The 22,288-nt window shown below is 62.8% G+C and carries 19 protein-coding genes; 6 read left to right on the plus strand and 13 right to left on the minus strand.

Features of this window, described 5'->3' with window-relative positions; genetic code table 11:
* Position 1 precedes the first annotated feature (1 nt).
* The 3 genes from ACST81_RS22585 to ACST81_RS22595 are packed head-to-tail and all read right to left on the minus strand — an operon-like array spanning position 2 to position 3,079.
* Positions 2–1,150 (minus strand): dihydrodipicolinate synthase family protein, encoded by a 1,149-nt coding sequence (locus ACST81_RS22585; RefSeq protein ID WP_438754221.1) that lies wholly within the window; start codon positions 1,148–1,150, stop codon positions 2–4.
* A gap of 10 nt (positions 1,151–1,160) precedes the next feature.
* Positions 1,161–1,940 carry a 3-ketoacyl-ACP reductase gene (locus ACST81_RS22590; RefSeq protein ID WP_438754223.1) on the minus strand — a complete coding sequence of 260 codons (780 nt, stop codon included), beginning with the start codon at positions 1,938–1,940 and terminating at the stop codon, positions 1,161–1,163.
* On the minus strand, positions 1,937–3,079 hold the full coding sequence (locus ACST81_RS22595; protein ID WP_438754224.1) for an acyl-CoA dehydrogenase family protein: 1,143 nt from the start codon (positions 3,077–3,079) through the stop codon (positions 1,937–1,939). Before ACST81_RS22595 ends, ACST81_RS22590 begins: the two co-directional genes overlap by 4 nt.
* Positions 3,080–3,235: 156 nt before the next feature.
* Here ACST81_RS22595 and ACST81_RS22600 point away from each other — a divergent pair, with 156 nt between their 5' ends.
* Complete coding sequence (locus ACST81_RS22600; RefSeq protein WP_438754226.1) at positions 3,236–4,252, plus strand: aldo/keto reductase; 1,017 nt, start codon at positions 3,236–3,238, stop codon at positions 4,250–4,252.
* 310 nt (positions 4,253–4,562) lie between these two features.
* Here the strand turns inward: ACST81_RS22600 and ACST81_RS22605 are convergent, their stop codons facing one another.
* From ACST81_RS22605 to ACST81_RS22615, 3 genes are read right to left on the minus strand one after another with little or no spacing between them, the layout of a single operon-like run.
* The gene (locus ACST81_RS22605; protein WP_438754228.1) at positions 4,563–5,822 is read right to left on the minus strand and encodes a glycerate kinase type-2 family protein; all 1,260 of its coding nucleotides are present in this window, start codon (positions 5,820–5,822) and stop codon (positions 4,563–4,565) included.
* A 34-nt stretch (positions 5,823–5,856) separates the two neighbouring features.
* Positions 5,857–6,630 carry an enoyl-CoA hydratase/isomerase family protein gene (locus ACST81_RS22610; protein ID WP_438754229.1) on the minus strand — a complete coding sequence of 258 codons (774 nt, stop codon included), beginning with the start codon at positions 6,628–6,630 and terminating at the stop codon, positions 5,857–5,859.
* Entirely contained in the window at positions 6,627–8,198 is a 1,572-nt protein-coding gene (locus ACST81_RS22615; protein WP_438754230.1) for an acyl CoA:acetate/3-ketoacid CoA transferase, read from the minus strand. Before ACST81_RS22615 ends, ACST81_RS22610 begins: the two co-directional genes overlap by 4 nt.
* 138 nt (positions 8,199–8,336) lie before the next feature.
* Here ACST81_RS22615 and ACST81_RS22620 point away from each other — a divergent pair, with 138 nt between their 5' ends.
* Positions 8,337–9,155 carry an aldo/keto reductase gene (locus tag ACST81_RS22620; RefSeq protein WP_438754231.1) on the plus strand — a complete coding sequence of 273 codons (819 nt, stop codon included), beginning with the start codon at positions 8,337–8,339 and terminating at the stop codon, positions 9,153–9,155.
* Positions 9,156–9,208: 53 nt separating this feature from the next.
* Here ACST81_RS22620 and ACST81_RS22625 read toward each other — a convergent pair whose 3' ends face one another.
* From ACST81_RS22625 to ACST81_RS22655, 7 genes are all read right to left on the minus strand, one after another.
* Positions 9,209–10,804 carry a GMC family oxidoreductase gene (locus ACST81_RS22625; RefSeq protein ID WP_438754596.1) on the minus strand — a complete coding sequence of 532 codons (1,596 nt, stop codon included), beginning with the start codon at positions 10,802–10,804 and terminating at the stop codon, positions 9,209–9,211.
* Positions 10,804–12,300: an aldehyde dehydrogenase family protein gene (locus ACST81_RS22630; RefSeq protein WP_438754233.1), complete on the minus strand. Its 1,497-nt coding sequence runs from the start codon at positions 12,298–12,300 to the stop codon at positions 10,804–10,806. The genes ACST81_RS22625 and ACST81_RS22630 overlap by 1 nt, the downstream gene beginning before the upstream one ends.
* 24 nt (positions 12,301–12,324) lie before the next feature.
* Complete coding sequence (locus tag ACST81_RS22635; protein WP_438754234.1) at positions 12,325–13,359, minus strand: zinc-dependent alcohol dehydrogenase; 1,035 nt, start codon at positions 13,357–13,359, stop codon at positions 12,325–12,327.
* A gap of 9 nt (positions 13,360–13,368) precedes the next feature.
* Complete coding sequence (locus ACST81_RS22640) at positions 13,369–14,310, minus strand: ABC transporter permease (protein ID WP_438754236.1); 942 nt, start codon at positions 14,308–14,310, stop codon at positions 13,369–13,371.
* Between the two features lie 8 nt (positions 14,311–14,318).
* Positions 14,319–15,824 carry a sugar ABC transporter ATP-binding protein gene (locus ACST81_RS22645; RefSeq protein WP_438754238.1) on the minus strand — a complete coding sequence of 502 codons (1,506 nt, stop codon included), beginning with the start codon at positions 15,822–15,824 and terminating at the stop codon, positions 14,319–14,321.
* Between the two features lie 8 nt (positions 15,825–15,832).
* On the minus strand, positions 15,833–16,798 hold the full coding sequence (locus tag ACST81_RS22650; RefSeq protein WP_438754240.1) for an ABC transporter permease: 966 nt from the start codon (positions 16,796–16,798) through the stop codon (positions 15,833–15,835).
* A 68-nt stretch (positions 16,799–16,866) separates the two neighbouring features.
* Positions 16,867–17,982, minus strand: coding sequence for a sugar ABC transporter substrate-binding protein (locus ACST81_RS22655; RefSeq protein ID WP_438754242.1), 1,116 nt, complete (start codon positions 17,980–17,982; stop codon positions 16,867–16,869).
* A gap of 275 nt (positions 17,983–18,257) precedes the next feature.
* Between ACST81_RS22655 and ACST81_RS22660 the strand changes: the two genes are divergently transcribed.
* The 4 genes from ACST81_RS22660 (at position 18,258) to ACST81_RS22675 (ending at position 22,208) form a co-directional block, all read left to right on the plus strand.
* Positions 18,258–18,911 carry a TetR/AcrR family transcriptional regulator gene (locus tag ACST81_RS22660; RefSeq protein ID WP_438754244.1) on the plus strand — a complete coding sequence of 218 codons (654 nt, stop codon included), beginning with the start codon at positions 18,258–18,260 and terminating at the stop codon, positions 18,909–18,911.
* Between the two features lie 24 nt (positions 18,912–18,935).
* Positions 18,936–19,943, plus strand: coding sequence for a LacI family DNA-binding transcriptional regulator (locus ACST81_RS22665; RefSeq protein ID WP_438754245.1), 1,008 nt, complete (start codon positions 18,936–18,938; stop codon positions 19,941–19,943).
* 93 nt (positions 19,944–20,036) lie between these two features.
* Positions 20,037–21,668 (plus strand): GMC family oxidoreductase, encoded by a 1,632-nt coding sequence (locus ACST81_RS22670; protein ID WP_438754597.1) that lies wholly within the window; start codon positions 20,037–20,039, stop codon positions 21,666–21,668.
* A 24-nt stretch (positions 21,669–21,692) separates the two neighbouring features.
* Entirely contained in the window at positions 21,693–22,208 is a 516-nt protein-coding gene (locus ACST81_RS22675; protein ID WP_438754247.1) for a VOC family protein, read from the plus strand.
* Positions 22,209–22,288 lie beyond the last annotated feature (80 nt).

The raw sequence follows: 22,288 nt of genomic DNA on the forward strand, positions 1-22,288 counted from the left end.
GTCATGCGCCGTAGAGGGCGAGCAGCTTCTTCATACGCTCGATTGCAAGCTCCGGGTTCCGCAACAGGCCGCACTGGTCGGCAAGACGGAAGACCTCGATGAAGTAGGGCAGCGGCCGCATGGCCTGGGCGCCGTTCAGCATCACGAAATGATCCTGGAATCCATTCAGCCAGGCAAGGAAGACGACGCCGGTCTTGTAGTATTGCGTGGGCGCGCGGAAAATCAGGCGGGCGAGCGGTACGGTCGGATCGAGCGTTGCGCGAAAAGCTGTCGGGTCGCCCTCGCCCAAGCGCTCCACCGCATAGGCGGCGGCAGGAGCCAGCGGGTCGAAAATGCCGAGCAGAGCATGCGAAAACCCTTCGCTGTCGCCTTCGATGAGTTCGGGATAGTTGAAGTCATCGCCCGTATACATTTTCACGCCGGCCGGGAGGCGGCGGCGCATGACGATCTCCTTCTCCTTGTCGAGGAGGGAAATCTTGATGCCGTCGACCTTCGCCGTGTTCGCTTCGATGACCGCGAGCGCGGCCTGCATTGCGGGCTCAAACGCCGCATTGCCCCAATAGCCGGCAAGCTGCGCATCGAACATATCGCCGAGCCAATGCAGGATCACCGGCTCGTCGCACGCGGCGAGCACATCGGAGTAGACCTTGACGTAATCTTCCGGCCCCTTCGCGACGCGCACCAGGGCGCGGGAGGCCATGAGGATGAGGCGGCCACCAAGTTTCTGGATGGCTTCCGCCTGCTCCAGATAGGCCCGGCGCACATCGTCCAGGCTCGTCACCGTCGCCGGGTCGAGATGATCCGTGCCACAACCGTTGGCGACGAGCGCATCCGGAAGCTCCTCGCGCGTGCGGCGGATCAGTTCGAGCGCACCGGGCCAATCGAGGCCCATGCCGCGCTGCGCCGTATCCATCGCCTCGGCAATGCCGAGGCCAAGGCCGGCGAGATAGTGGCGAAACTCCATCGTCTTCGCCCAGTCCACCGTGGCGCGGCCCGAGGGATCGCTCGCTGTGAAGGGATCGGCGACGACATGCGCGGCAGAGTAAACCACACGCGCCGGGACTTTACCGAGCGTCGCAGCCGCGATCGGTGTTCCGGTCAGGGCATAATCTGTGCGACGGCCGGCGGTATCGGGAAGAGCGATTTTCATGGAAGTAATCTCAGAAGCGCGGGACGAGCATGCCAGCATCGGCGGGGATCGACAGTCCGGTTGTGTAGGGAAGCCGACCGGTCGCAAGCGATGCGATCAACGTGCCGACCTCGTCCGGTTCACCGACGCGCGGGAAGAGCGTGAGGCCCTGCGCTGCACGACCGCGATAAGCCTCGATGACGGGCGCGGTCATCTCGGTGGCGATCAGGCCGGGCTGGACGTCATAGACGGCGATGTTCTCCCGCCCGAGCCGGACGGCGAGCGTCTTGGAAACCATGGCGGCTGCGGCCTTCGAGGCACAGTATTCCGAACGCTGCTCCGCTACTGCGACGGCATTCGACGAGGTGACGTTGACGATCGAATGGAAGAGCGATGGCCGGGCGCGCGCAAGAAGGCGGCGGGCGAAGGCCTGGCTCAGGAAAAACAGGGCCTTCGTGTTGACGGCAAAGCAGCGGTCCCAGCTCTCTTCCGAGACCTCAAGCATGTCGCCGCGCTTCAGCACGCCGACACCGGCATTGTTGACCAGCGTGGTGAGCGGCCCGAGTTTATCCTCGACCGCACCAAGCGCCGCATCATGCCCCCCGATCGCGGAAACATCGAACGGGGCAGCGACCACCGGAACGCCATGGGCAGCGATGCGTGCGACGGCCGCAGTAAGTTCGGCATCCTCGACCGGCGCGTTGATCGCGACCGCAAAGCCCTCCCGCGCCAAGGCCTCGGCAACGGCAAGCCCGATGCCGCGCGAAGAGCCCGTGACGAGTGCCGCCGGCCGGGCAGACGCGGCGCTCATGCCCGTGCGCCCTTTTTCAGGAGTTCGCGCGCGATGATCATGCGCTGGATCTGGTTGGTGCCTTCATAGATCTGGGTGATTTTCGCATCGCGATAGAGACGCTCCACCTCGAAGCCGCGGATGTAGCCGGAGCCGCCAAAGACCTGCACGGCATCGGCGGTGCGCTGCACGGCCATGTCGCCGGCGAAACATTTGGCAATGGAGCAGGCTTTCGTCGCATCCGCCCCAATGTCGATCTTCGAGGCGGCGGAATGAACGAGCAGGCGCGCTGCCTCGATGTCCTTCGCCATGTCGGCGAGCAGCCATTGTACGCCTTGGAAATCGGAAATCGCCTTGCCGAACTGCTTGCGCGTCCCGGCATAGTCGAGCGCCGCCTCGAGGCCGGCCTGGGCGATGCCGACCGCGAGCGAGGCAATGCCGACACGCCCCTTGTCGAGCACCGACATCATCATGTGGAAGCCGCGGCCTTCCGTGCCGAGAAGGGCATCAGCCGACAGTCGCACATCCGTGAAGTTCAGCGCGCCGACCTGGCTGGCGCGCTGTCCCATCTTGTGTTCCTTCGGCCCTCTCTCGACGCCAGCCGAATGCAGGTCGACGATGAAGATCGACATGCCGCGGTTGCCGGCTTCCTTGTCCGTGCGCGCCAGTACGAAGCCGTAGTCGGCCACCGGTGCGTTGTGGATCCAGATCTTGCCGCCGTTCAGCCGCCAGCCGGTTCCGTCGCGTGTTGCCGTGGTGCGGATGCCCGAAACATCGGTGCCCGCCTCCGGCTCGGTGATGCAATAGGCAACCTTCGAACGCATGCCGAGGACCTCAGGCAGCAGGGCCTGCTGGCTTTCCGTGCCATGGCGCACGAGGAGGCTCGAGATGAGTTCGATCAGGCCGCACTGGTCGGCGACAGAAGCATAACCACGGCTCAATTCTTCCATGACAAGCGCATAGGTGAGCGTATCAAAACCCGGCCCACCGAGCGCTTCCGGCACGCCGATGCCGAAGAGGCCGAGTTTTGCCATCTCCTCGTAGAGGTCCGCGGGGAAGCGCTCCTCGCGGTCGAGTTCCTCGGCCAGAGGGCGGATCGTTTCGTCAGCAAAAGCGCGCGCCATCTCGCGCACCTGCTCCTGTGTTTCGGTGAGATACATCTGCCTCGCCTCCCATCTAGTAACTATCTGGTTACATACATTCGATCTCTGGTGAACGTCAAGATGGAAAAATTCGTGCGCCGCAAATGTAGTTGCTTGCACAGTCGTTTGGCCCCGTGCATATTATTCACTAATCAGTTACTTAAGGAGGACGACATGCACCCAGGAGAAAAGCGAAAATTCGGTCGGACGGACCTCGACGTGACCGCCTTCGGCTTCGGCACCGCGCCACTCGGCAACATTTTTCGCGAGATAGACGAGGAGACGTCGCAGGAAATGTTCGCCCGCGCCTGGGAGGCTGGCGTGCGATTCTTCGACACCGCCCCGATGTATGGCCATGGCCTCGCCGAACTGCGGACCAGCCACGCGCTGCGCTGGAAGAACAGGGACGACTTCGTGCTCGCCTCCAAGGTCGGGCGCCTGCTGCGCCCGGCGCGGCGCGATACGATCGACTTCGCGCCCTGGACGAATGCCGCGCCGTTCACGGTGCATTTCGACTACAGCTACGATGGTACGATGCGCGCCTTCGAGGACAGCCTGCAGAGGCTTGGGCTCGAGCGGATGGATATGTGCTTCATCCACGACATCGACGTTTTCACGCGCGGGAGCGAACAGCCGGAGGTGTTCGAGCAGGCGATGGACGGCGCCTGGCGGGCGCTGGAGCAACTGCGTTCGGAAAAACTGGTGAAGGCGATCGGCGTCGGCGTCAACGAATGGCAGGTCTGCCACGAAGCGCTTCTACGCCACGATTTCGACTGCTTCCTGCTGGCCGGGCGCTATACCCTGCTCGAACAGGAAGCGCTGGACACCTTCCTGCCGCTCTGCGAAGCGCGCGGTGCGGCAGTGGTCATCGGCGGTGGCTTCAACTCGGGAATCCTTGCCACGGGTGCCAAGGACGGCGCGAAGTACAACTATGCTCCCGCACCACGGGAGATCATGGAAAAGGTCGCGAGGATCGAGGCTGTCTGCGTAGAACATGGCGTGCCGCTTGCGGCAGCGGCCTTGCAGTTCGTCGTAGCCCACCCCGCCGTCCCCTCCTTCATGGCAGGCACGCGCACGATCGAACAGCTGGACCAGAACCTTGCGTGGTTCGCCCATCCGATCCCATCCGATTTCTGGGCGGATCTGAAGAAAAAGGGCCTGTTGCGCGAGGATGCGCCCGTTCCGGCGTGAACCCGCGCCCGCCCGCGCTGCTAGAGCATCGTTCCCTTAATACGACTCATTCTGTTGGCTCAAAACGGCCGATCCACAAGAAGGATGGCGCAGAGCGATGCGACATCCATCGGTCCAGCCATCCGCCGCAGTGGGCGGCCGTTTTCAGCCAACCCGAAGGGCTGGATGAATTTTGGCCACGACCGGCGGTGGCCGTCTCAACCGCAGCTTTTGCTGCGCTTTTCGCCAGCCGCCTTGGTTCTGGCCAAAATTCCTTCCAGCAGAATGGGGCGTATTAAGGGAACGATGCTCTAAGGCGGCGCGGGCAATTTTAGCGGATCAGGATTGCCCTGAAGTCATTGACGTTGGTTCCTGTCGGGCCGGGCACGAACAGGTCGCCCAAACGGTCAAATGCCGTCCAGGCGTCGTTGCCGGCGAGCAGAGCTGAGGGATCCGTCCCCAACTCGCGCAAACGCCTCATGCTGGCGCCATCGGCAAAGGCACCCGCATTGTCCTCCGAGCCGTCGATACCATCCGTGTCGGCAGCAAGCGCCGTGAAGGGAACGCCCTCGCCTGCGAGCGCAAGCGACAGCAGGAACTCCGTGTTGCGTCCGCCCTTGCCACGCCCCCTGACAGTCACCGTCGTCTCCCCGCCTGAGAGGATAACGACCGGTCGCGAAAATGGGCGACCGCGACTGGCGACTTCACGCGCAATCGCGGCATGAACGCGCCCGACGTCGCGCGCCTCGCCCTCGATGCAATCCGACAAGATGACGGCAGGCACGCCAAGGGCTTCCGCCCGTTGTGCGGCAGCCTCCAGGGAGAGGTGGGCGGAAGCGACGACATGAACCTCATGAGCGGCAAAGACCGGGTCATCCGGCGACGGCGGCGCCCCCTCCTGTCCACCGAGCCACGCCTCGATCCGCTCGGGCAGCTTGATGCCCCATGTCTTGATCAGCGCGCGTGCCTCTTCACGGTCACTCGCATCCGGCACCGTCGGCCCGCTTGCGACCTGCGCCGGATCGTCGCCCGGGACATCGGAGACGACGAGCGTTACGACCTTCGCAGGATGACAGGCCGCAGCAAGCCGCCCGCCCTTGATGCCGGAGACCTGCTTTCGAAGGACGTTCATGACGGAAATCGGCGTGCCGCTTGCCAGGAGTGCGCTGTTCAGCGCAGCCTCATCCTCCAGCGTCAGATTGCCGGGCGGAGCGGGAAGAAGCGCGGAGCCGCCGCCACATATCAGCGCGACGACGAGATCGTCCTCGGTAAGCCCTTTTACAGCGTCGAAAAGTGCCTGCGATGCCGCAAGCCCCGCCGCATCGGGTACAGGATGAGCCGCCTCGAGCACACGGATGCGCCGGCAGGGCGCGGCATAGCCGTAGCGCGTCACCACAACACCTTCCAGCGGCCCCTCCCACAGCTTTTCGAAGGCTACCGCAAGCTGTACAGCGCCTTTGCCGGCGCCAATCACGACGGTCCGCCCCTTGGGCCGGGCCGGCAGGTATGCACTCACGGCTTTTTCCGGATCCGCAGCCTGGACCGCGGCACGAAAAAGCTCTGCGAGGAAGTCTTTGTCTTCGGGCTTCATGAGACCGCCATGGATATCAGGGTGTCGAACCGGGCTACTTGCCGAAATGGGCGGGCCGCTTCTGCCTGTAGGCAGCAAGCCCTTCCGTCAGATCCTCTGATGCAGCCGCCACGGCCCCGGCCAGAGCCTCGACGACCCGTTCGCTTTCCTCGCCCTCGGCGGCGTTGATCAGCATCTTCGTCAGCTCGGTCGCCCGTGGAGAGCGTTTCAGCACGCGCGCCGCAGCAGCGTCTGCGGCAGCAGCACCCTCACCCGTCGCCACGACCTGATCGACGAGGCCCAGCGCAAGCGCCTCCTGCGCCGCATAAACCTCGCCGAAAAGCGCCATGCGGCGAACGAGTTGCGTGCCAAAGCGGCGTGAAGCACGCTGCGTACCGGACCAGCCGGGGATGATGCCAAGGCCGGACTCCGGCTGGCCGATCTTCACATGAGCCTCGGCGATGCGCAGGTCCGCGCAAGCGGCAAGCTCCAGCCCGCCACCGAGTGCATGACCGTTCAGCACCGCGATCAGAGGAACCGTGAGGCGTGCCAATGCGTCGAAAGCGCCATGCCCGTCGCGCAACCAGCGGCGCGAGAAGGTATCCGCGTCGAGACTGCTCCATGCCTCGATATCACCGCCCGCACAGAAGGATTTTCCGCCCTCGCCGGCAAGGATTGCGACCCGGGCATCCGAACGTTCGATGGCGCGGCACGCCTGCAGCAGGGCGTCGATCATATCCTCGTCGATCGCGTTCAGCTTTTCCGGACGACGCAAGGTGATCCGTGCAACCTGGCTGTCGATGGATAGCCCGACGCGCGGATCGCTCACAGCGTCAGCCCCATGGTTTCGGCGCGAAACAGCGCATCTTCCATCACCTTGAGCGTCTTCGAGACCCGCAACGGCGCCGCGGCCTGATCAAGAACATCGCGCTGGAGATCAAGGCCGGGCGCGATCTCCGTCACGACAAGTCCGTCGGCTTCGAGTTGGATCACGCAGCGCTCGGTCACATAGGTGATCTCCTGCCCCTGCGCACGGGCGCGCTTGCCGGAGAAACTGACCTGATCGACCTTCGGCACGAATTTTGCGATGCGGCCCTCCTTGTCGATCACCAGGCGGCCATCCTCGACATGCATTTTCGCGCCGGCATTGAAATTGCCCGAGAAGACGATCTTTTTTGCGCGCGAGGTGATGTCCACGAAGCCGCCGGCGCCCGCCGTGCGATGCGGCGTTGCCGCGAGGCGGCTGACATTGACCGAACCTTCGGCATCGATTTCCAGGAAGGACAGGAGCGAGCAGTCGAAGCCGCCCGCCTGGAAATAACAGAACTGGTGCGGCGAGGCGACGAAGGCCTCGGCATTGGAGGCGCAACCGAACTTGAAATCGAGCAGCGGCACGCCGCCGACGGCCCCCTGCTCGATCACCCAGGTGACTTTGCCATGCAACCCTTCCTCGATGAGGATGCGCGGCACATTGGCCGAAATGCCGAAGCCGATATTGACGGCCCAGTCGGCCTTCAGTTCCTGCGTCACGCGGCGGGCGATGACCTTGCCGACATCCAGCGCGGGCAGGCGGAACGTTTCCAGCGGACGGAAGAGTTCGCCCGAGATCGCCGGGTCGTAGGGCGTTGCCGTCGTCTGCAACTGGTCGGGCGCCTCGACGATGACGTCGACGAGGATGCCAGGCACACGCACGTCATGCGGGCGCAATGTTCCGCTCGCCGCCACGCGCTTGACCTGCGCGATGACGAGGCCGCCGGAATTGCGCGCCGCGAGCGCCATTTCCATCGCACCGAGGGTCGCGCCCTCCTGTTCGAAGGTGAGGTTACCCTTTTCGTCTGCGGTCGTTGCGCGGATGATCGCGACATCGGGACGGATCGCCGGGAAATGCAGCCAGTCCTCGCCCTCGAAGGCAACACGCTTGACGAGCGGCGCGGCGCGCGCGCTGGCATTCATCGCGCAGCCGTCCTGATCGGGATCGACGAAGGTTTCCATGCCGACCTTGGTCAGCACGCCGGGGCGCTTGGCCGCCCCTTCCCGCAGCATGTCGAAGACGATGCCGGAGGGTACATTCCAGGCGGCTAGTTCCTCCTTGAGGATCATCTGCCAGATGAGCGGCGGCTCGGCATTGCTCGGCCCGGAGGGATAGGAACCGCCGATGATCTTCACCAGCATGCTCGGCTTGGCGATGTGATCGACACCGCGCGTGCCGAAAAAGTCGCCGGCGGCAATCGGGTGGATGGAGGTAAGGCCACGCGGATGGCCCTCGTTGTCGAAGCGCTCCCCGAGCGCCTTCAGCACCGCGTCTGGGCAGCAAAGGCCGGAGGAAGAGTTGACGGCAACGACGGCTCCGTCCCTGACGAGCTGGGCAGCCTCCTGTGCAGTCTTCACCTTCTTCATCGCCGAAATCTCCGTTCCCGATTGCATTAAGTAACTAACTAGTTATACATTAATCACAGCCAGGACAATCCGGCAAGTGAGATTTTCGCGTTGAATGGCAATCGCGACGCCGGCACATCAGCCCGCAAAGGAGGAGGCATGAACATCTATTTCCAGAAAAGTTTTCAGCGGGGGTTCGGCACCTATCCGCTCAAAACGGACGACCTCAGAAACGCTATCGATGCCGCAATCGATGCCGGATACCGGGCGTTCGACACAGCGCAAATGTACGGCAACGAGGTCGAAACAGGTGCGGCACTCGCCGCCTGCGGCGTCGCACGCAAAGACCTCTGCATCACCACGAAGGTCCACCCCGACAACTATTCGCAGGAGAAGTTCCTGCCCTCGGTTGAGGCCAGCCTGAAGGCGCTGCAGGTCGATCGCGTCGATGCACTTCTGCTGCATTGGCCGCCCGTCGGTGGCGACGTGGCACCGTCCCTGCGCCTGTTGCAGACGGCCAAGGACCGCGGCTTTGCAGACACTATCGGCGTCTCGAACTACACGGCCCGCATGATGCATGTGGCACGCACCGTGGTCGATGGACCGCTCGTCACCAACCAGGTGGAGTTTCATCCGCTGGTCAACCAGCAAAAACTTCTCGCCGCCGCATCGGAGACGGGCACTCCGCTTTCGTCCTATGCGTCGATCGCCCGGGGTGAAGTGTTCAAGCACGGCCTCTTTGCCGAGATCGGCAAAACCTACGGCAAGTCGGCCGCGCAGGTCGTGCTGCGCTGGATTTTGCAGAAGGGCGTGCCGTTGAACACGATGTCCACGAAACCGGAAAACATCCGGGCAAACTTCGACATCATGGATTTCACGTTGTCGTCCATCGACATGGACAGGATCGACGCCTTGAACGCCACCGGCTACCGCATCATCAAGCCGGGGCAGCTGCCCTGGGTTCCCGAATGGGATTAACGAAAAAAGGGCGGCCGCAAGGCCGCCCTACTCATTTGCAGGCTACCGATCGATCAGGCATTGCCGCGGATCAAGTCCGATGCCTTTTCCCCGATCATGATCGTCGCCGCATTGGTGTTGGAGCCGACGAGGCTCGGCATCGTAGAACTGTCGCAGATGCGGATGCCATCGAGGCCATACACCCGCAGCTGCGGATCGACCACCGACATCTCGTCACGCCCCATCTTGCAGGTGCAGGTCGGGTGATAGGAGGTGCGGCCGTACTGGCGCGCATAGGCCACGTAGTCCGCTTCCGTCCGCACATTGCGATCGGGGAAATGCAGCGCCTTGATGTATTTTTGCAGCGAGGCTTGAGCAAAAATTTCCTGGCTGATCTTCACACCCTCAACCGAGATTTTTACGTCGTCGGGATCGGCAAGGAAGTTCGGATCGATGACCGGCAGGGCGCGCGGATCGGCCGAGCGCAGGCTCACGGTCCCGCGGGACTTCGGCCGCAGCGTGTAGGAATTCAGCGTGATGCCGGACGAGCCCTTCGGCACGCCGGGAACGCCGGCTTCCGCTCCTGCGCCTGCCAGGAAATGGAACTGCAGGTCCGGCGTCGGGTTTGTCTTGTCGCCGTACCAGAATGCACCACCCTCCACAACGTTTGACGTGATAGGACCGGAGTTGAACAGCGTGTACTGAATACCCGCCCAGATCGACCAGTGCAGCTTGTTGTACTTGTCGAGACTGTCGTGGTTCTTCAACTCCGCGACGATGTCGACACCAAAGTGGTCCTGCAGGTTCTGCCCGACACCGGCCATGTCCTGCACGATATCGATGCCGTGGTGTCTCAGCGCATCCGCCGGCCCGATGCCCGAGAGCATCATGAGCTTCGGCGTACCGATGGCACCGGAAGTGAGGAGCACTTCGCTTTCCGCCCGTGCGACCGTGCGATTGCCGCCGACTTCATATTCGACGCCAACAGCCCGGCGCCCTTCGAAGACGACGCGAAGCACAAGCGCACCCGTGATGACCGTCAAGTTCGGACGTTTCAGGACCGGCCGGAGGTAACCGACAGCCGCCGAGCAGCGCCGATTGTTGCGCGTCGTCGTCTGGTAGACCCCGGCGCCCTCCTGCACCGGACCGTTGAAGTCCGGATTGTAGGGAATGCCGAACTCCTGGCAGCTCTGCACGAAGGCGCGCGTCATGCGCTGCGGCTCGGGAATGTTCGAGACGCCGAGCGGGCCGTCCGTGCCATGCCAGGCGCCGGAGAGGATCGAATTGCCCTCCGAACGCAGGAAATACTTCTGGATGTCCTTGAAGCCCCAGCCCTCGGCGCCCTCCTCGACCCAGCGGTCGTAATCGCCGGGCACGCCGCGGGTGAAAACCTCGGCATTGATCGACGAGCCGCCACCGAGCACCTTGGCCTGCGCGTACAGGATCTCGCGGTTGTTGGCGTGTTTCTGCGGCGCGGTCTTCAGGCCCCAGGTCAACGGCCCCGTCGTCATCTTGGCGAAGCCGACGGGCATGTGGATGAGCGGATTGGTGTCGCGCCCGCCCGCCTCGACGAGGCAGACCCGGGCGGACGGATTTTCCGAAAGCCGCGCCGCCAGCACGCAGCCGGAGGTGCCGCCGCCGACGATCACATAGTCATAGCCGGCGGACATCATGCGATCCAATGATTGCGCTTGCCGATCTCGACATGAACGGACTTCACCTGCGTATACTCCTCCACCCCATACATGCCGGCCTCGCGGCCCCAACCGGACTGCTTGAACCCGCCAAGCGGCATTTCAGGACCACCCGCCATGATCGTGTTGACCCAGAAGCGCCCGGCACGCACCCGGCGGCTCACCGTCAGCGCCTTGTCGATATTCTTCGTCCAGACGCTCGCCGCAAGTCCATAGACGGTATCATTGGCGAGCTGGATGGCTTCTTCCACCGTATCGAAATGCATGGAGCATAGGACGGGGCCAAAAATCTCGTCTCGGGCAATCGCCATGTCGCGGGAAACACTGGAGAACAGTGTTGGCGCGATGTACTGGCCGCGGCCGAGATCGATCGCTTCACCACCGGTAAGCAGCTTGGCGCCCGCGGCCTTGCCCTGGGCGATGTAGTCGAGAATCGTGGCGTTCTGTGCTTCGGTGGTGATGGCGCCGACCTGTGTGCGCTCATCAAGCGGATCGCCGACGCGGATCTTCTTCATCTTTTCGACGAGCAGCTTTTCGAACGTCTCGGCAACGGAACGCTCGACGATCAGGCGCGAAGAAGAAACGCAGCACTGTCCAGTGTTGAAGCTGATGCCGAAGGCCGCGCCATCGGCGGCGTCTTCAAGATCGGAATCGGCGAAGACGATGATCGGGTTCTTGCCGCCAAGCTCCAGGCCGAGCTTCTTGAAATTGCTGTCGGCTGCCGCGTGGACGCAGGAGCGACCGACGGTCGTCGAGCCCGTGAAGGACAGCATGTCGACGTCCGGGTGTTCGGACAGCGCCTGGCCGATCGTGCGGCCGGAGCCGGTGACAACGTTATAGACGCCTGCCGGCAGGCCCGCTTCGGCCAGCACTTCGGCAAGCAGCAATGTCGTCGCGGCGGTGACTTCGGAGGGTTTCACGACCATCGTGCAACCCGAGGCGAGGATGAAGGGCACGCGCTCGCAGAGGATCAGGAAGGGAAAGTTCCAGGGCGTGATGAGGCCGACGACGCCGATCGGCTCGCGCAGCACCATGCCGAAGAGATCGTCGCCAAGCGAATTGAAGCTGTCGCCATGCAGCATGCGGGCCGCACCGGCGCCGACTTCGAAACAGGCGATGCAATGATCGATCTCGCCCCGCGCCTGCGAAATCGGCTTGCCGTTTTCCAGCGCTTCCCAATAGGCGATTTCGTCACGGCGACGCCGCAGGATTTCGGCGACGCGCAGCAGGACGCTTCCGCGCGCGGCGCCAGAAAGGCCAGCCCAGCGGCGATCCTCGAAGGCGCGGCGGGCTGCAGCGACGGCGCAATTCAGGTCATCGACCGTGCAGCGAACCGTGCGCGTGACTGGTGTACCATGACCCGGCGAGCTACGCTCGAAGTGCTCCGCGCCATCCTTCCACTCTCCGTCGACAAAAAAGCCGAAGGCGCGCGCTGCGGTCGGGGCAGAAAGGAACTGGTTCTTCTGGTCCATGGGATACCTCCACTTCGATAGGTCTTATGCCGCTATGGCGATCTGGGTCTTCAGGTCCTGCGGCCGGTCGCCGAGGGTTTCGAAAGCCTCCTGGATATTGTCCAAGGAAAAGCTCGCCTTGATGAAATCGTCCGTGCGGAACCGGCCGTGCGACAGGAGGGTCAGTGCATCGTGCATATCCTCTCCCATGCCGGCAACGGATCCCTTGAGGCTGCCCTCCTCCAGAACCGTGCGGAGGATATCGACGGGTACCGTTTCGCCCGGCGGGGTGATGCCGAAGAAAGCGACATGTCCGCCGCGGCGTGCCAGGTCAAAGGCCTGCTCGTAGAGTTTTCGATTGCCTACACTTTCGATGACAAAGTCCGCACCGCGCCCGCCGGTCATCCGAAGCACGGTGGCCTTCAGCTCCGCCGGATCGGACACCGCAGCATCCGCCCCCGCTTCGAGCGCCATGCGGCAGCGATCGGCCGAGAGATCGGCGACGATGATGGGCGCAGCGCCGACAAGCCGCATCATCTGCACATGCAGATTGCCGATCGGCCCGGCGCCGAAAATGACCACGGACTGTCCGAACGTCACCTTCGCCTTGCGCGCTGCGCGAACGACGCAGGCGACCGGCTCGGTGAGGGCCAGGATATCGTCAGGGATATCGGCTTCGACGGGAATCGCAAGGCGTGCGGGCACAGCGACGAACTCGGCAAAGCCGCCGTCCCTGCCAATGCCGACCTGGGTGACTTCGGCGCAGTTCAGCACCTCATTGCGACGGCACCAGAAGCAGGTGCCGCAGCCGATATTGATGTCGACAACGACGCGCGCGCCGAGGGCCAGATGTCGGACATTGACGCCGCGCTCTGCGATCGTTCCGCAGAACTCATGACCGGGGATCAGCGGCAGTTTGTCGGCGGCGTAGTGACCGTTGAAGATGTGAATGTCCGTGCCGCAGATGCCGGTGCGCGTCACCCGCACCAGGACATCCTCCGGCCCGATGGCCGGAACTGGAACGTCACGCAGTTCGAAGCGCTTTGGCGCGATCAGGACGGCAGCGCGCATGGTGTTCATCGCGATCCCTCACTTCACGGTGCGCAGCTTGGCGCGGTCGATGGTGAGCGCGATGGCGACGATGAGCACGATGCCGAAGACGATCTGCTGGCGTGTCGCGTCAATCTCGAAATAGAGCATCGATGCGCGGATGACGGCGACGATAAGCGTACCGATCACCGTATTGACCACGCCGCCCACGCCGCCCGTCAGCGGCGTGCCGCCGACAAGAACGGCAACGATGGCCGGCAGCAGGAAGCCGTTGGCAATCGTCGGCGCACCGCCCGAAAGTTTTACAGCGAAGAGCAGGCCGGCGATGGCGGCAAGCGCACCGGAAATCGCGAAGGCGAGGATCTTGTAGCGCGCGACGTTGAGGCCGGAGGCGGCGGCGGCAAGCTCGCCGGCACCGACGGCTTTCAAGGCGCGGCCGAGCGTCGTCCGTCGTTCGATGAAAAGGCAGATCGCGACGAGCACGGCGGCAATCAGCAGCTCATGCGGCACGCCCCAGGTGCGGCCGATCATCCAGCCGAAGGTCTCGTTACGCTGCGTCGCATCCATGTTGAGCGCCCGCTGGCCCGAAAGCCATTGCGCGATCGAGAAGGCGACACCGCCGACGGCGAGCGTCGAGATGAAGGACGGCACGAAAAGGCGTGTTGTGACGTAGCCGGAGAGCATGCCAAGCAGGAAGCCGGCGAGCACGCAGAGCACGGCAACCCACGCACCCATCGACGCAAGATAGACCGAGGCGACGACCGTCACCATGTTCGCCATGGACTGGGCCGAAAGGTCGATGCCGCCGATATAGATGGCGAAGGTGAGCCCGAGCGCCATGATGAACAGCGGCACGATATCACCGGCAATGCCGAGCAGGTTGGAGGGACGCAGGAAGCCCGGATCGTTGATGCCGACGATCGCGACGAGCACGGCGAGCGTGATCCAGGGCAGGTGCGGTTTAAGGCGCTGAATATCCATCTTGTCCCTCAGATCATGTAGTGCAGCAGGTCGAAGGGCGTGGGCTTGGCGCCCGGTTCGCACGCAAATTCCTTCTGCATGCGCCCGTCCTTGACGACGATGATGGTGTGCGAGAGGCCGATCGCCTCTTCCAACGTGTCGGCGACGAGCACGATGCCGACGCCCGCCGCACTCATCGCGCGGATCATGTCGTAGACGTCTTCCTTCGCGCCGATGTCGAGGCCGCGTGTCGGGTGGTCGAGAAGCATGATATCGGAGCCGCCCGAACGCCACTTGGCAAGCACGACCTTCTGCTGGTTGCCGCCCGAGAGATTGCCGCAATCGGCAAATTCCGAATGCGCCTTGATCGAGAGTTTCTTGATCCAGTCGCGCGCCAGCGCCCGCTCTTCGGCGACGCGCAGGACACCATTGCTGGAATGGTTCTTCATCTGCGAGAGTGTCATGTTCTCGTAGACATTCATGCCGGCGACGATACCCTCGATCTTGCGCTCGCGCGGCACATAACCGACACCGCTGCCGACCGACTGACGCGGCGAATATCCGTTCGCATCCACCCCCTTGATCTTGAGGTGGCCGGTCACTGGTGTCAGCATGCCGTAGATCGTGCGCAGGATCGCCTCGCGACCGGATCCTTCCGTGCCGACGAGACACAGAACTTCGCCGGCGTGCACCTTGAACGAAATGTCCTCAATGCGGCCCGGCAGACCGACGCCCATCATCTCGACCAGCACTTTCGAGTGATCGAACGGCGTCTGCAGGTGCTCGCGATAATATTGCTTGTCGACGTTGCGACCGACCATCCTGTGCTGGATCGCTTCCGCCGTTGCGCCACCGCGCTCGACCACGTCGACCACCTCGCCGTCCTTCATGACGTAGATGCGGTCGGACAGCTCCATCACCTCGTCCATACGGTGCGAGACGAAGATGAAGGACGCGCGGGTCGTCAGCTCGCGGACGAGCTTGAAGAGCAGTTGCACCTCGTCCTTGGACAGAACGGAGGTCGGCTCATCGAGCAGAATGACGAGATCGCCCTTCACCCGCTCTTCGAGTGTCAGAACCTTGGCGAGTTCGACAAGCTGGCGCTGAACGAAGGACAGTTTCGACGTCACGGTCGCCGGGTCGATATCGAGCTTCACCTTGGCAAGCTGAGCCCTGGCGGCATTCGCCATCGCCTTCCAGTCGACGACGCCGAAGCGTACGAACTGGCGCTCGTAGCCAAGGAAGATGTTTTCCATGACGGTGAGGTTGGGGATCAGGGACTGCTCCTGGAACACCATCCCGATGCCCTTTTCCATCGCCTGGCGCGGATTGGAAAAGCGAACGGCGGAGCCGTTGATGAGGACCTGTCCGCCATCCGGCTGATAGGCGCCGTAGATGACCTTCATCAGGGTGGACTTGCCGGCGCCGTTTTCACCGACGAGGCCGACGATCTCGCCACGTTTGATATGGAAATCGATGGATTTCAGCGCATGGACGCCGGGGAATTTCTTGTCGACGGATTTCAGCTCGTACATGGTGCGCCTCACTTCACGAAGGAAACCATCTTGCGGTCGGTGGACAGCACCACTGCAAGAATGACGAGGAGCCCGAGCACACCGTCCTGGAGGAAATCGGGCAGGCCGATGACGACCATGCCGTTGTCGATGACATTGACGATCAGCACGCCGACGAGCGCATTCCACACACCACCGATGCCGCCCCAGAGCGCCACGCCACCAACGACCACGGACGTGATGGAGACGAACATGAAGTTCGCGCCCGTCACGGACTCCGCCTGCCCGATACGAGCGACGACGAGGATCGCAGCGATCGCGTAGAAGACGCCGGCAAGGGCAAAGCCGGTGACGCGCACACGGGTGACGTTGAGACCCGACGCATGGGCCAGATCCTCACCGCCGCCGACGGCATAGAAATTGCGGCCGAGCGTCGTGTGCGTCTGGATGAACCAGCCGATGAAGAGGAAGAACGCCGCGACGTAGATCATCAGCGGAAAACCGAGCCAGCGCACGGTGAGCAGGCCGCGGAAGATGGGGTCGCTGACCTTAACGATGTCGCCGCCGGTGAGCAGGATCGCCGCACCCGTGCCGACGAAGCCCATGGCTAGGCTCGCCATGAAGGATGGGATTTTCAGTTTGACATGCACCAGCCCGTTCAAAAGCCCGATCAGTCCACCGAGGACGAGAACCAGCGGGATGGCGATCCAGCCAAAACCTGCGAGCGATCCGCCTAGTTGGGCGAAAATAAAGGCGAACGAGACGGCAGTGAGTGAAACCGTTCCTTCCATGGAAAGGTCGATCGATCCCATGACGATGATGAAAGTGACGCCGACGGCGACCATGAGCGCGGGGGCTGCCGCCATCGCGATACGGGCAAAGTTCCGCAACGAAAAGAAGGTCGGGTTGAGCGCGGTGAAGAAGATCACCAGCGCGATCAGCACCAGCAGCGGCGCCCACTTGATCAAGGTTTCGCGCGATAGGCGACGTGTCACGTCAGACACCCCTCTAATAAAATTACGAAGGAGAAGCGGCGGCAGCCGATGGCTGCCGCCATACCCGCTCAGGACTTGTACTGGATCTGGCCGTTCGACGGCCCCCAGAAATCCTTCCAGTCGTAGACCGGAACGGAATCGAGATATTTCGCCTTGAATTCCGCCGCGTCCTTGGCGGTGACGAGGATCGTCGGGCCGTAGAATTCGCGGTGCTCCTTCGGCTCCTCGGAGGGTTTGAAGGTGCCGATGGCCGCGTGATAGGCAAGGGCCGCGCTGATGCCGCCGCCCCAATGCGGATTGGTGAAGACGGTGGCGAGAAGCTGGCCGTCCATGACCATCTGCACCGCTTCCGGATTGCCGTCATAAGCAACGATCGGCATGTTCTCGATGCCCTCGGCGCGCAGCGCCTCGATGACGCCATAGGCGATGTTGTCATTGGCGCAATGCACGCCCTTGATCTTGTCGCCGTGGCGCGTGAGGAACGAGGCCATCAGCGCGGCACCCTTCTGGGTATCCCAGTCGGCCGGCTGCGCATCGAGCAGTTCGATCTTCGGAAAGTCCTTCAGCGCATTCTTGAGGCCCGCAAGGCGCTCGACGGCCGGGTTGTTGGCCGCAATGCCGCCAAGATGGACCACACCGCCTTCGCCGCCCATGGCTTCGAAGAGAATGCGGGCGGTTTCTTCCGCCGGCTTCTCATCCGACCAGGTCATGTGCGAAACGTAGTTGTCGCCGAAATCCCAGGGATGCAGGTCGTCTGTCTTGTTCCAGATCGTAGAGATATAGGCACCGGCGGACTGGACGGCCTCGACGACCGGGCGGGCGTTCGGGCTGTCATTGGCATCGCAGGCGATGGCGCAATTGCCGTTGTTCTTGGCAAGGAAGGCCTTGATGTCGGCGAGCGACTTTTCGGTCGAGCCCTCGTTGATGAGGCTGATCAGCGCGCTCGTCGGCTTGCCGAGCGATTCCACGAAGGCCTCGCCACCCGAAACAACCGAGTTCCAGTAGGCCGATGCGCGGTCGCGGTAGCTCCAGGCAATCGCCGGATCCGTCAGCGCGGCGCGGGCGCTACCACTGCCAAACAGGCCGGGCACGGCCGCTGCGCCCATGCCGGCTGCGGTCGCAAACAGAAAGTTGCGACGGCTGAGCGTCTCCCGCTCGATGAAATCCTTGATAAAGGTCGACATTGGTTCCTCCCAAATCCCCGATTGAAATCGCTTCTCGCGCTACCGCTGACCCGACTGCAGAAAAGGAGAGCCCTGCCCTCGGGCCGGACGCTCCAGCGTGTCTGCTTCGCCGCTTAACGCACTAACTAGTTACTTCTTTAAACTCACCCAAGTCAAGTGGTTTTCAGGAGGATGGCAACAGGCAATCGCATCGACCGGCTTTGACGGATGGCAATGCGTGCGTGTATGAGTTGCGGGAGAGACATCACGACTGCGTCAGAGAACGGGCTGAAAACATGACCGGCGAACAGACAGAAAAGCCGGGGCGCAAGCCCCGCATTCGCGACGCCGAAGCCACCAAGGCGCGCATCCTCGACGCTGCAAAAAAAGAATTTGCGAAGAACGGCTTAGGCGGCGCACGGGTGGATGATATCGCCGAGAAGGCCAAGGCCAACAAGCGCATGATCTACCACTATTTCGAGAGCAAGGAAGGCCTGTTCCAGACCGTTCTCGAGGACGCTTATCTCGACATCCGCAGCGCCGAGCAGAAGCTGCATCTGGAAGATCTTAACCCGACGGCGGCGCTCGAAAAACTGGTGCGATTCACCTGGGAATATTATCTGAAGAACCCGGAATTCCTCACCCTCGTCAACAGCGAGAACCTGCACCGCGCCAAACATCTCAAGAAATCGGAGATCATCAAGGTTTCGAGCCGCAAGCTCGTCAACCTGGTTTCAAGCATTCTCGAGCGTGGCGTCAAAGCGGGCGTTTTCCGCGACGGCGTCGATCCGGTGCAACTCAACATCACCATTGCGGCCGTCGGCTACTACTACCTGACGAACCGCTTTACCGGTACGATCATCTATGGGCGCGATCTCATGGCGAAGGACGCGCTTGAACAGCGCATCCAGTTCAATATCGAGACGATCATGCGGCTGGTCACGGTTTAACATGATCTGTCTGCAAGCCATGCCATGAAGCGATCGGGCATCAAGGAAGTCGCGGCCGCAGCCGGCGTATCCGTCGCGACGGCCTCCTATGTCCTGTCTGGAACCGGGCGGCCTTCCGAGGCGACGCGCAAGCGTGTGCTTGAAGTGGCGGATGCGCTGGGTTTTATTCGCGACGCTTCGGCAGCCCGTCTTCGCACAGGCAAATCCAATCTCGTCGGCGTCATTCTCAACAATATCGTCAACCCGTTTTTCAGCGAACTCGTCGCCTCCCTGGAAGCCACGATCTACGAATCCGGCGGCCTGACGCTCCTCGCAACAGCCCAGAACGACCTCGTCCGGCAGGAACAACTCCTCGCGTCCATGGTCGCGCAGGGTGTCGGCAGTGTCATCCTCTCCCCCGTTCACGGCACCACTGCCGAAGATTTGGCACCGGTGCTCGCCCATGGGCTGCGGCTGGTCGTCTGCGTCCGCGATGTCGTCGGCAGCAAGGCCGCATTCGTCGGCGTCGATGACGAAAAGTCCGGCTACCTCGCGGCCGATTGCCTGCTGTCGGCGGGACACCGCTCGATGGTCTTTATCGGCGGCTACCAACACACCACCACATGGGACGGCCGTTGCGCCGGCATTCGCCAGGCGCTCGCCGATAGAAACCTACCTGAAGCAGCCTGCCGGATGGTACCGGGGCTTCTGCACCCGGACTTCGCCGAGGAGAAAATGCTTCTGCTGGCGTCCCAAGGTATTTTGCCGAATGCAGTGATCTGCTTCAACGACGATCAGGCGTCTGGAGCCTATCGCGCCGCCCGCAAGCTGGGCATGACCGTCGGAGGCGACATCTCCATCGTCGGCTTCGACAACATCCCGCAGGGCCGCATCCTGGAGCCGGAACTCACGACGGTCGATATCCGGCCGGCACTGATCGGCCGCACCTCTGCCGAGATCGCCCTTCGCAAGGTCTCCGTGAGCGACGAACCTGCCCCGCGCCACAGGCTCGACCCTTCGCTCGTCCGCCGCAAATCCGTCATCTCCCCCTGAATCTGCAATTCGCCCGCACAAGCCCCTTGACTGGCGAGCGCGTTTGGTTAAACGTTTCAAGTAACGGACTAGTTACATACTAGGAAGCAAATGATAGCGACGGATTATATTATCGTCGGCGGCGGCTCGGCGGGCTGCGTCCTTGCAGCGCGGCTGACGGAGGACGCCGATGCGACGGCTCTCCTGCTGGAGGCAGGCGGGCGTGACCGATCGGTTCTGTTTCACTGGCCGGCCGGTTTTGCCAAGATGACGAAGGGAATCGCCAGCTGGGGCTGGTCCACCGTGCCTCAAAAGCATCTGCAGGATCGCGTGCTCTGGTTCACCCAGGCAAAAGTGATCGGCGGTGGCTCGAGCATCAATGCCCAGATCTATACTCGCGGGAACCGTCGCGATTATGATGGCTGGGCCGAGGAGCACGGTTGCGCCGGTTGGGGATACCGCGATGTCCTGCCCTACTTCAAACGCGCCGAAGGAAACGAGCGGTTTGCCGACCCATTTCACGGCACGGAGGGCCCGCTCGGCGTGTCGATGCCGCGAGCCACGCTGCCGATTTGCGAGGCCTTCGTACGCGCCGGGCAGCAATGGGGCATGCCCTACAATCCCGATTTCAATGGGTGCAATCAGGCCGGCGTCGGGTTCTATCAGTTGACGCAACGGGATGCCCGACGGTCTTCCGTCGCGGGAACCTACCTTCGCGGCGCCGAACCGCGTCGAAATCTGACGGTTGAGACGGGATCCCAGGTGCGTCGGATTATTGTTGCCGAAGGCCGGGCGACCGGCGTCGAGATGATGGACGGAACCGTTCGTCATGCGCGCCGGGAAGTGATCCTGGCGGCCGGCGCCATCGGCTCGCCGCGTCTGCTGATGCTGTCGGGTATCGGACCGGCCGATCATCTGCGCAGCGTCGGCATCGAGGTTCGGCATCACCTGCCGGGCGTCGGCGAAAACTTGCAGGACCACATCGATATCTGCGTGCTGGCCGAATGCACCGGACCCCATTCCTATGACGGGGTTCTGCGGCCCGACCGGATGATTGCCGCCGGTCTGCAATATCTCACCCTGAAGTCCGGGCCGGTCGCCTCCTCGCTCTTCGAGACGGGCGGCTTCTGGTACGCCGATCCCGATTCAACCTGGCCAGACATCCAGTTTCATCTCGGTCAGGGATCCGGCATCGAGAAGGGCATCGCCACGATCAATGGCTGGGGCATCACCCTCAACTCGGCAATCATGCGGCCGCGCTCGCGCGGTACCGTGAGCCTCGCTTCGGCCGATCCGCTGGGAGCGCCTCTGATCGACCCGAACTACTGGTCCGATCCGTATGATCGCGAAATGTCGTTGCGGGGCCTGGAGATGGCACGCGAGATCCTGCGCCAGCCTGCGCTGCGCCCGTATCTGCGTCACGAGGTGCTGCCGGGAGATGCCGTGAAGGACCGGGAAGCTCTGTTCGACTACGCGTGCCGCATGGCCAAGACCGATCACCATCCGGTTGGCACCTGCCGCATGGGAACGGATGACATGGCGGTGGTCGATCCTGAGCTGCGTGTGCGGGGCATTGCAGGCCTCAGGGTCTGCGATGCTTCTATCATGCCGCGCATCAATTCGTCGAACACCAACGCGCCGACGATCATGATCGGCGAAAAGGCCAGCGATCTCATTCGCGGCCTGCCACCCCTGCCTGCGGCCGACCTGAAGGAGGCGCTAGGCCGGCAGCGGGAACTGGCCTGATTTTTCTAACAATGGGAGGACTTCATGAAGGTCTATGGAATGCAGCATGTGGGCTTCACGGTGCCCGATCTTGACGAAGCCGTGACGTTTTTCACGAAACTGTTCGGTGCTGTGGAGTGCCTGTCGACCGGTCTCGTCGACGTCGATGACGAGTATATGCGACGCCGTCTCGGCGTGGCGGGCAATACGCGCATCGAGGACATCCGGGTGCTGCGTGTCGGCAACGGTACGAATCTCGAGATCTTCCGCTATTCCGGCGATGCCGAACCCGACGCGCCGCTGAAGCGTAACAGCCAGCCCGGCGGCTATCACCTCGCCTTCCAGGTGGACGATTGCAACGCCGCGGCCGATCGGCTTCGCGCCGAAAATATCGATGTGCTGGATGGGCCGACCTATGTCGATGGCGGCCCCATGGAGGGACTGACATGGTGCTATCTGAAGGCACCGTGGGGGCAGTTCATCGAAATCGTCAGCATGGATGGACCGCTGGGTGCCGAGCGCGCAGGCGGCCCCGCACAATGGTCGCCCGCAAACAACTGATATTGCCGCATGCGGCCCCGCACCGCATGCCGTTTTGCTGATTGGTGAAACGTTTCAGCAGCGGGATAACGGAGGAGGAA

This window comes from Pararhizobium sp. O133 (genome assembly GCF_051669845.1).
GTDB lineage: Bacteria > Pseudomonadota > Alphaproteobacteria > Rhizobiales > Rhizobiaceae > Pararhizobium.

Excerpts from the sequence above, each read along its gene's own strand:
- ACST81_RS22660 (WP_438754244.1), top strand. The coding sequence starts at position 18,258 with ATGACCGGCGAACAGACAGAAAAGCCGGGGCGCAAGCCCCGCATTCGC.
- ACST81_RS22620 (WP_438754231.1), top strand. The coding sequence starts at position 8,337 with ATGAACATCTATTTCCAGAAAAGTTTTCAGCGGGGGTTCGGCACCTAT.
- ACST81_RS22665 (WP_438754245.1), top strand. The coding sequence starts at position 18,936 with ATGAAGCGATCGGGCATCAAGGAAGTCGCGGCCGCAGCCGGCGTATCC.
- ACST81_RS22655 (WP_438754242.1), bottom strand. The coding sequence starts at position 17,982 with ATGTCGACCTTTATCAAGGATTTCATCGAGCGGGAGACGCTCAGCCGT.
- ACST81_RS22625 (WP_438754596.1), bottom strand. The coding sequence starts at position 10,804 with ATGTCCGCCGGCTATGACTATGTGATCGTCGGCGGCGGCACCTCCGGC.
- ACST81_RS22605 (WP_438754228.1), bottom strand. The coding sequence starts at position 5,822 with ATGAAGCCCGAAGACAAAGACTTCCTCGCAGAGCTTTTTCGTGCCGCG.
- ACST81_RS22640 (WP_438754236.1), bottom strand. The coding sequence starts at position 14,310 with ATGGATATTCAGCGCCTTAAACCGCACCTGCCCTGGATCACGCTCGCC.
- ACST81_RS22595 (WP_438754224.1), bottom strand. The coding sequence starts at position 3,079 with ATGTATCTCACCGAAACACAGGAGCAGGTGCGCGAGATGGCGCGCGCT.
- ACST81_RS22600 (WP_438754226.1), top strand. The coding sequence starts at position 3,236 with ATGCACCCAGGAGAAAAGCGAAAATTCGGTCGGACGGACCTCGACGTG.
- ACST81_RS22590 (WP_438754223.1), bottom strand. The coding sequence starts at position 1,940 with ATGAGCGCCGCGTCTGCCCGGCCGGCGGCACTCGTCACGGGCTCTTCG.
- ACST81_RS22585 (WP_438754221.1), bottom strand. The coding sequence starts at position 1,150 with ATGAAAATCGCTCTTCCCGATACCGCCGGCCGTCGCACAGATTATGCC.
- ACST81_RS22615 (WP_438754230.1), bottom strand. The coding sequence starts at position 8,198 with ATGAAGAAGGTGAAGACTGCACAGGAGGCTGCCCAGCTCGTCAGGGAC.
- ACST81_RS22630 (WP_438754233.1), bottom strand. The coding sequence starts at position 12,300 with ATGGACCAGAAGAACCAGTTCCTTTCTGCCCCGACCGCAGCGCGCGCC.
- ACST81_RS22645 (WP_438754238.1), bottom strand. The coding sequence starts at position 15,824 with ATGTACGAGCTGAAATCCGTCGACAAGAAATTCCCCGGCGTCCATGCG.
- ACST81_RS22635 (WP_438754234.1), bottom strand. The coding sequence starts at position 13,359 with ATGAACACCATGCGCGCTGCCGTCCTGATCGCGCCAAAGCGCTTCGAA.
- ACST81_RS22675 (WP_438754247.1), top strand. The coding sequence starts at position 21,693 with ATGAAGGTCTATGGAATGCAGCATGTGGGCTTCACGGTGCCCGATCTT.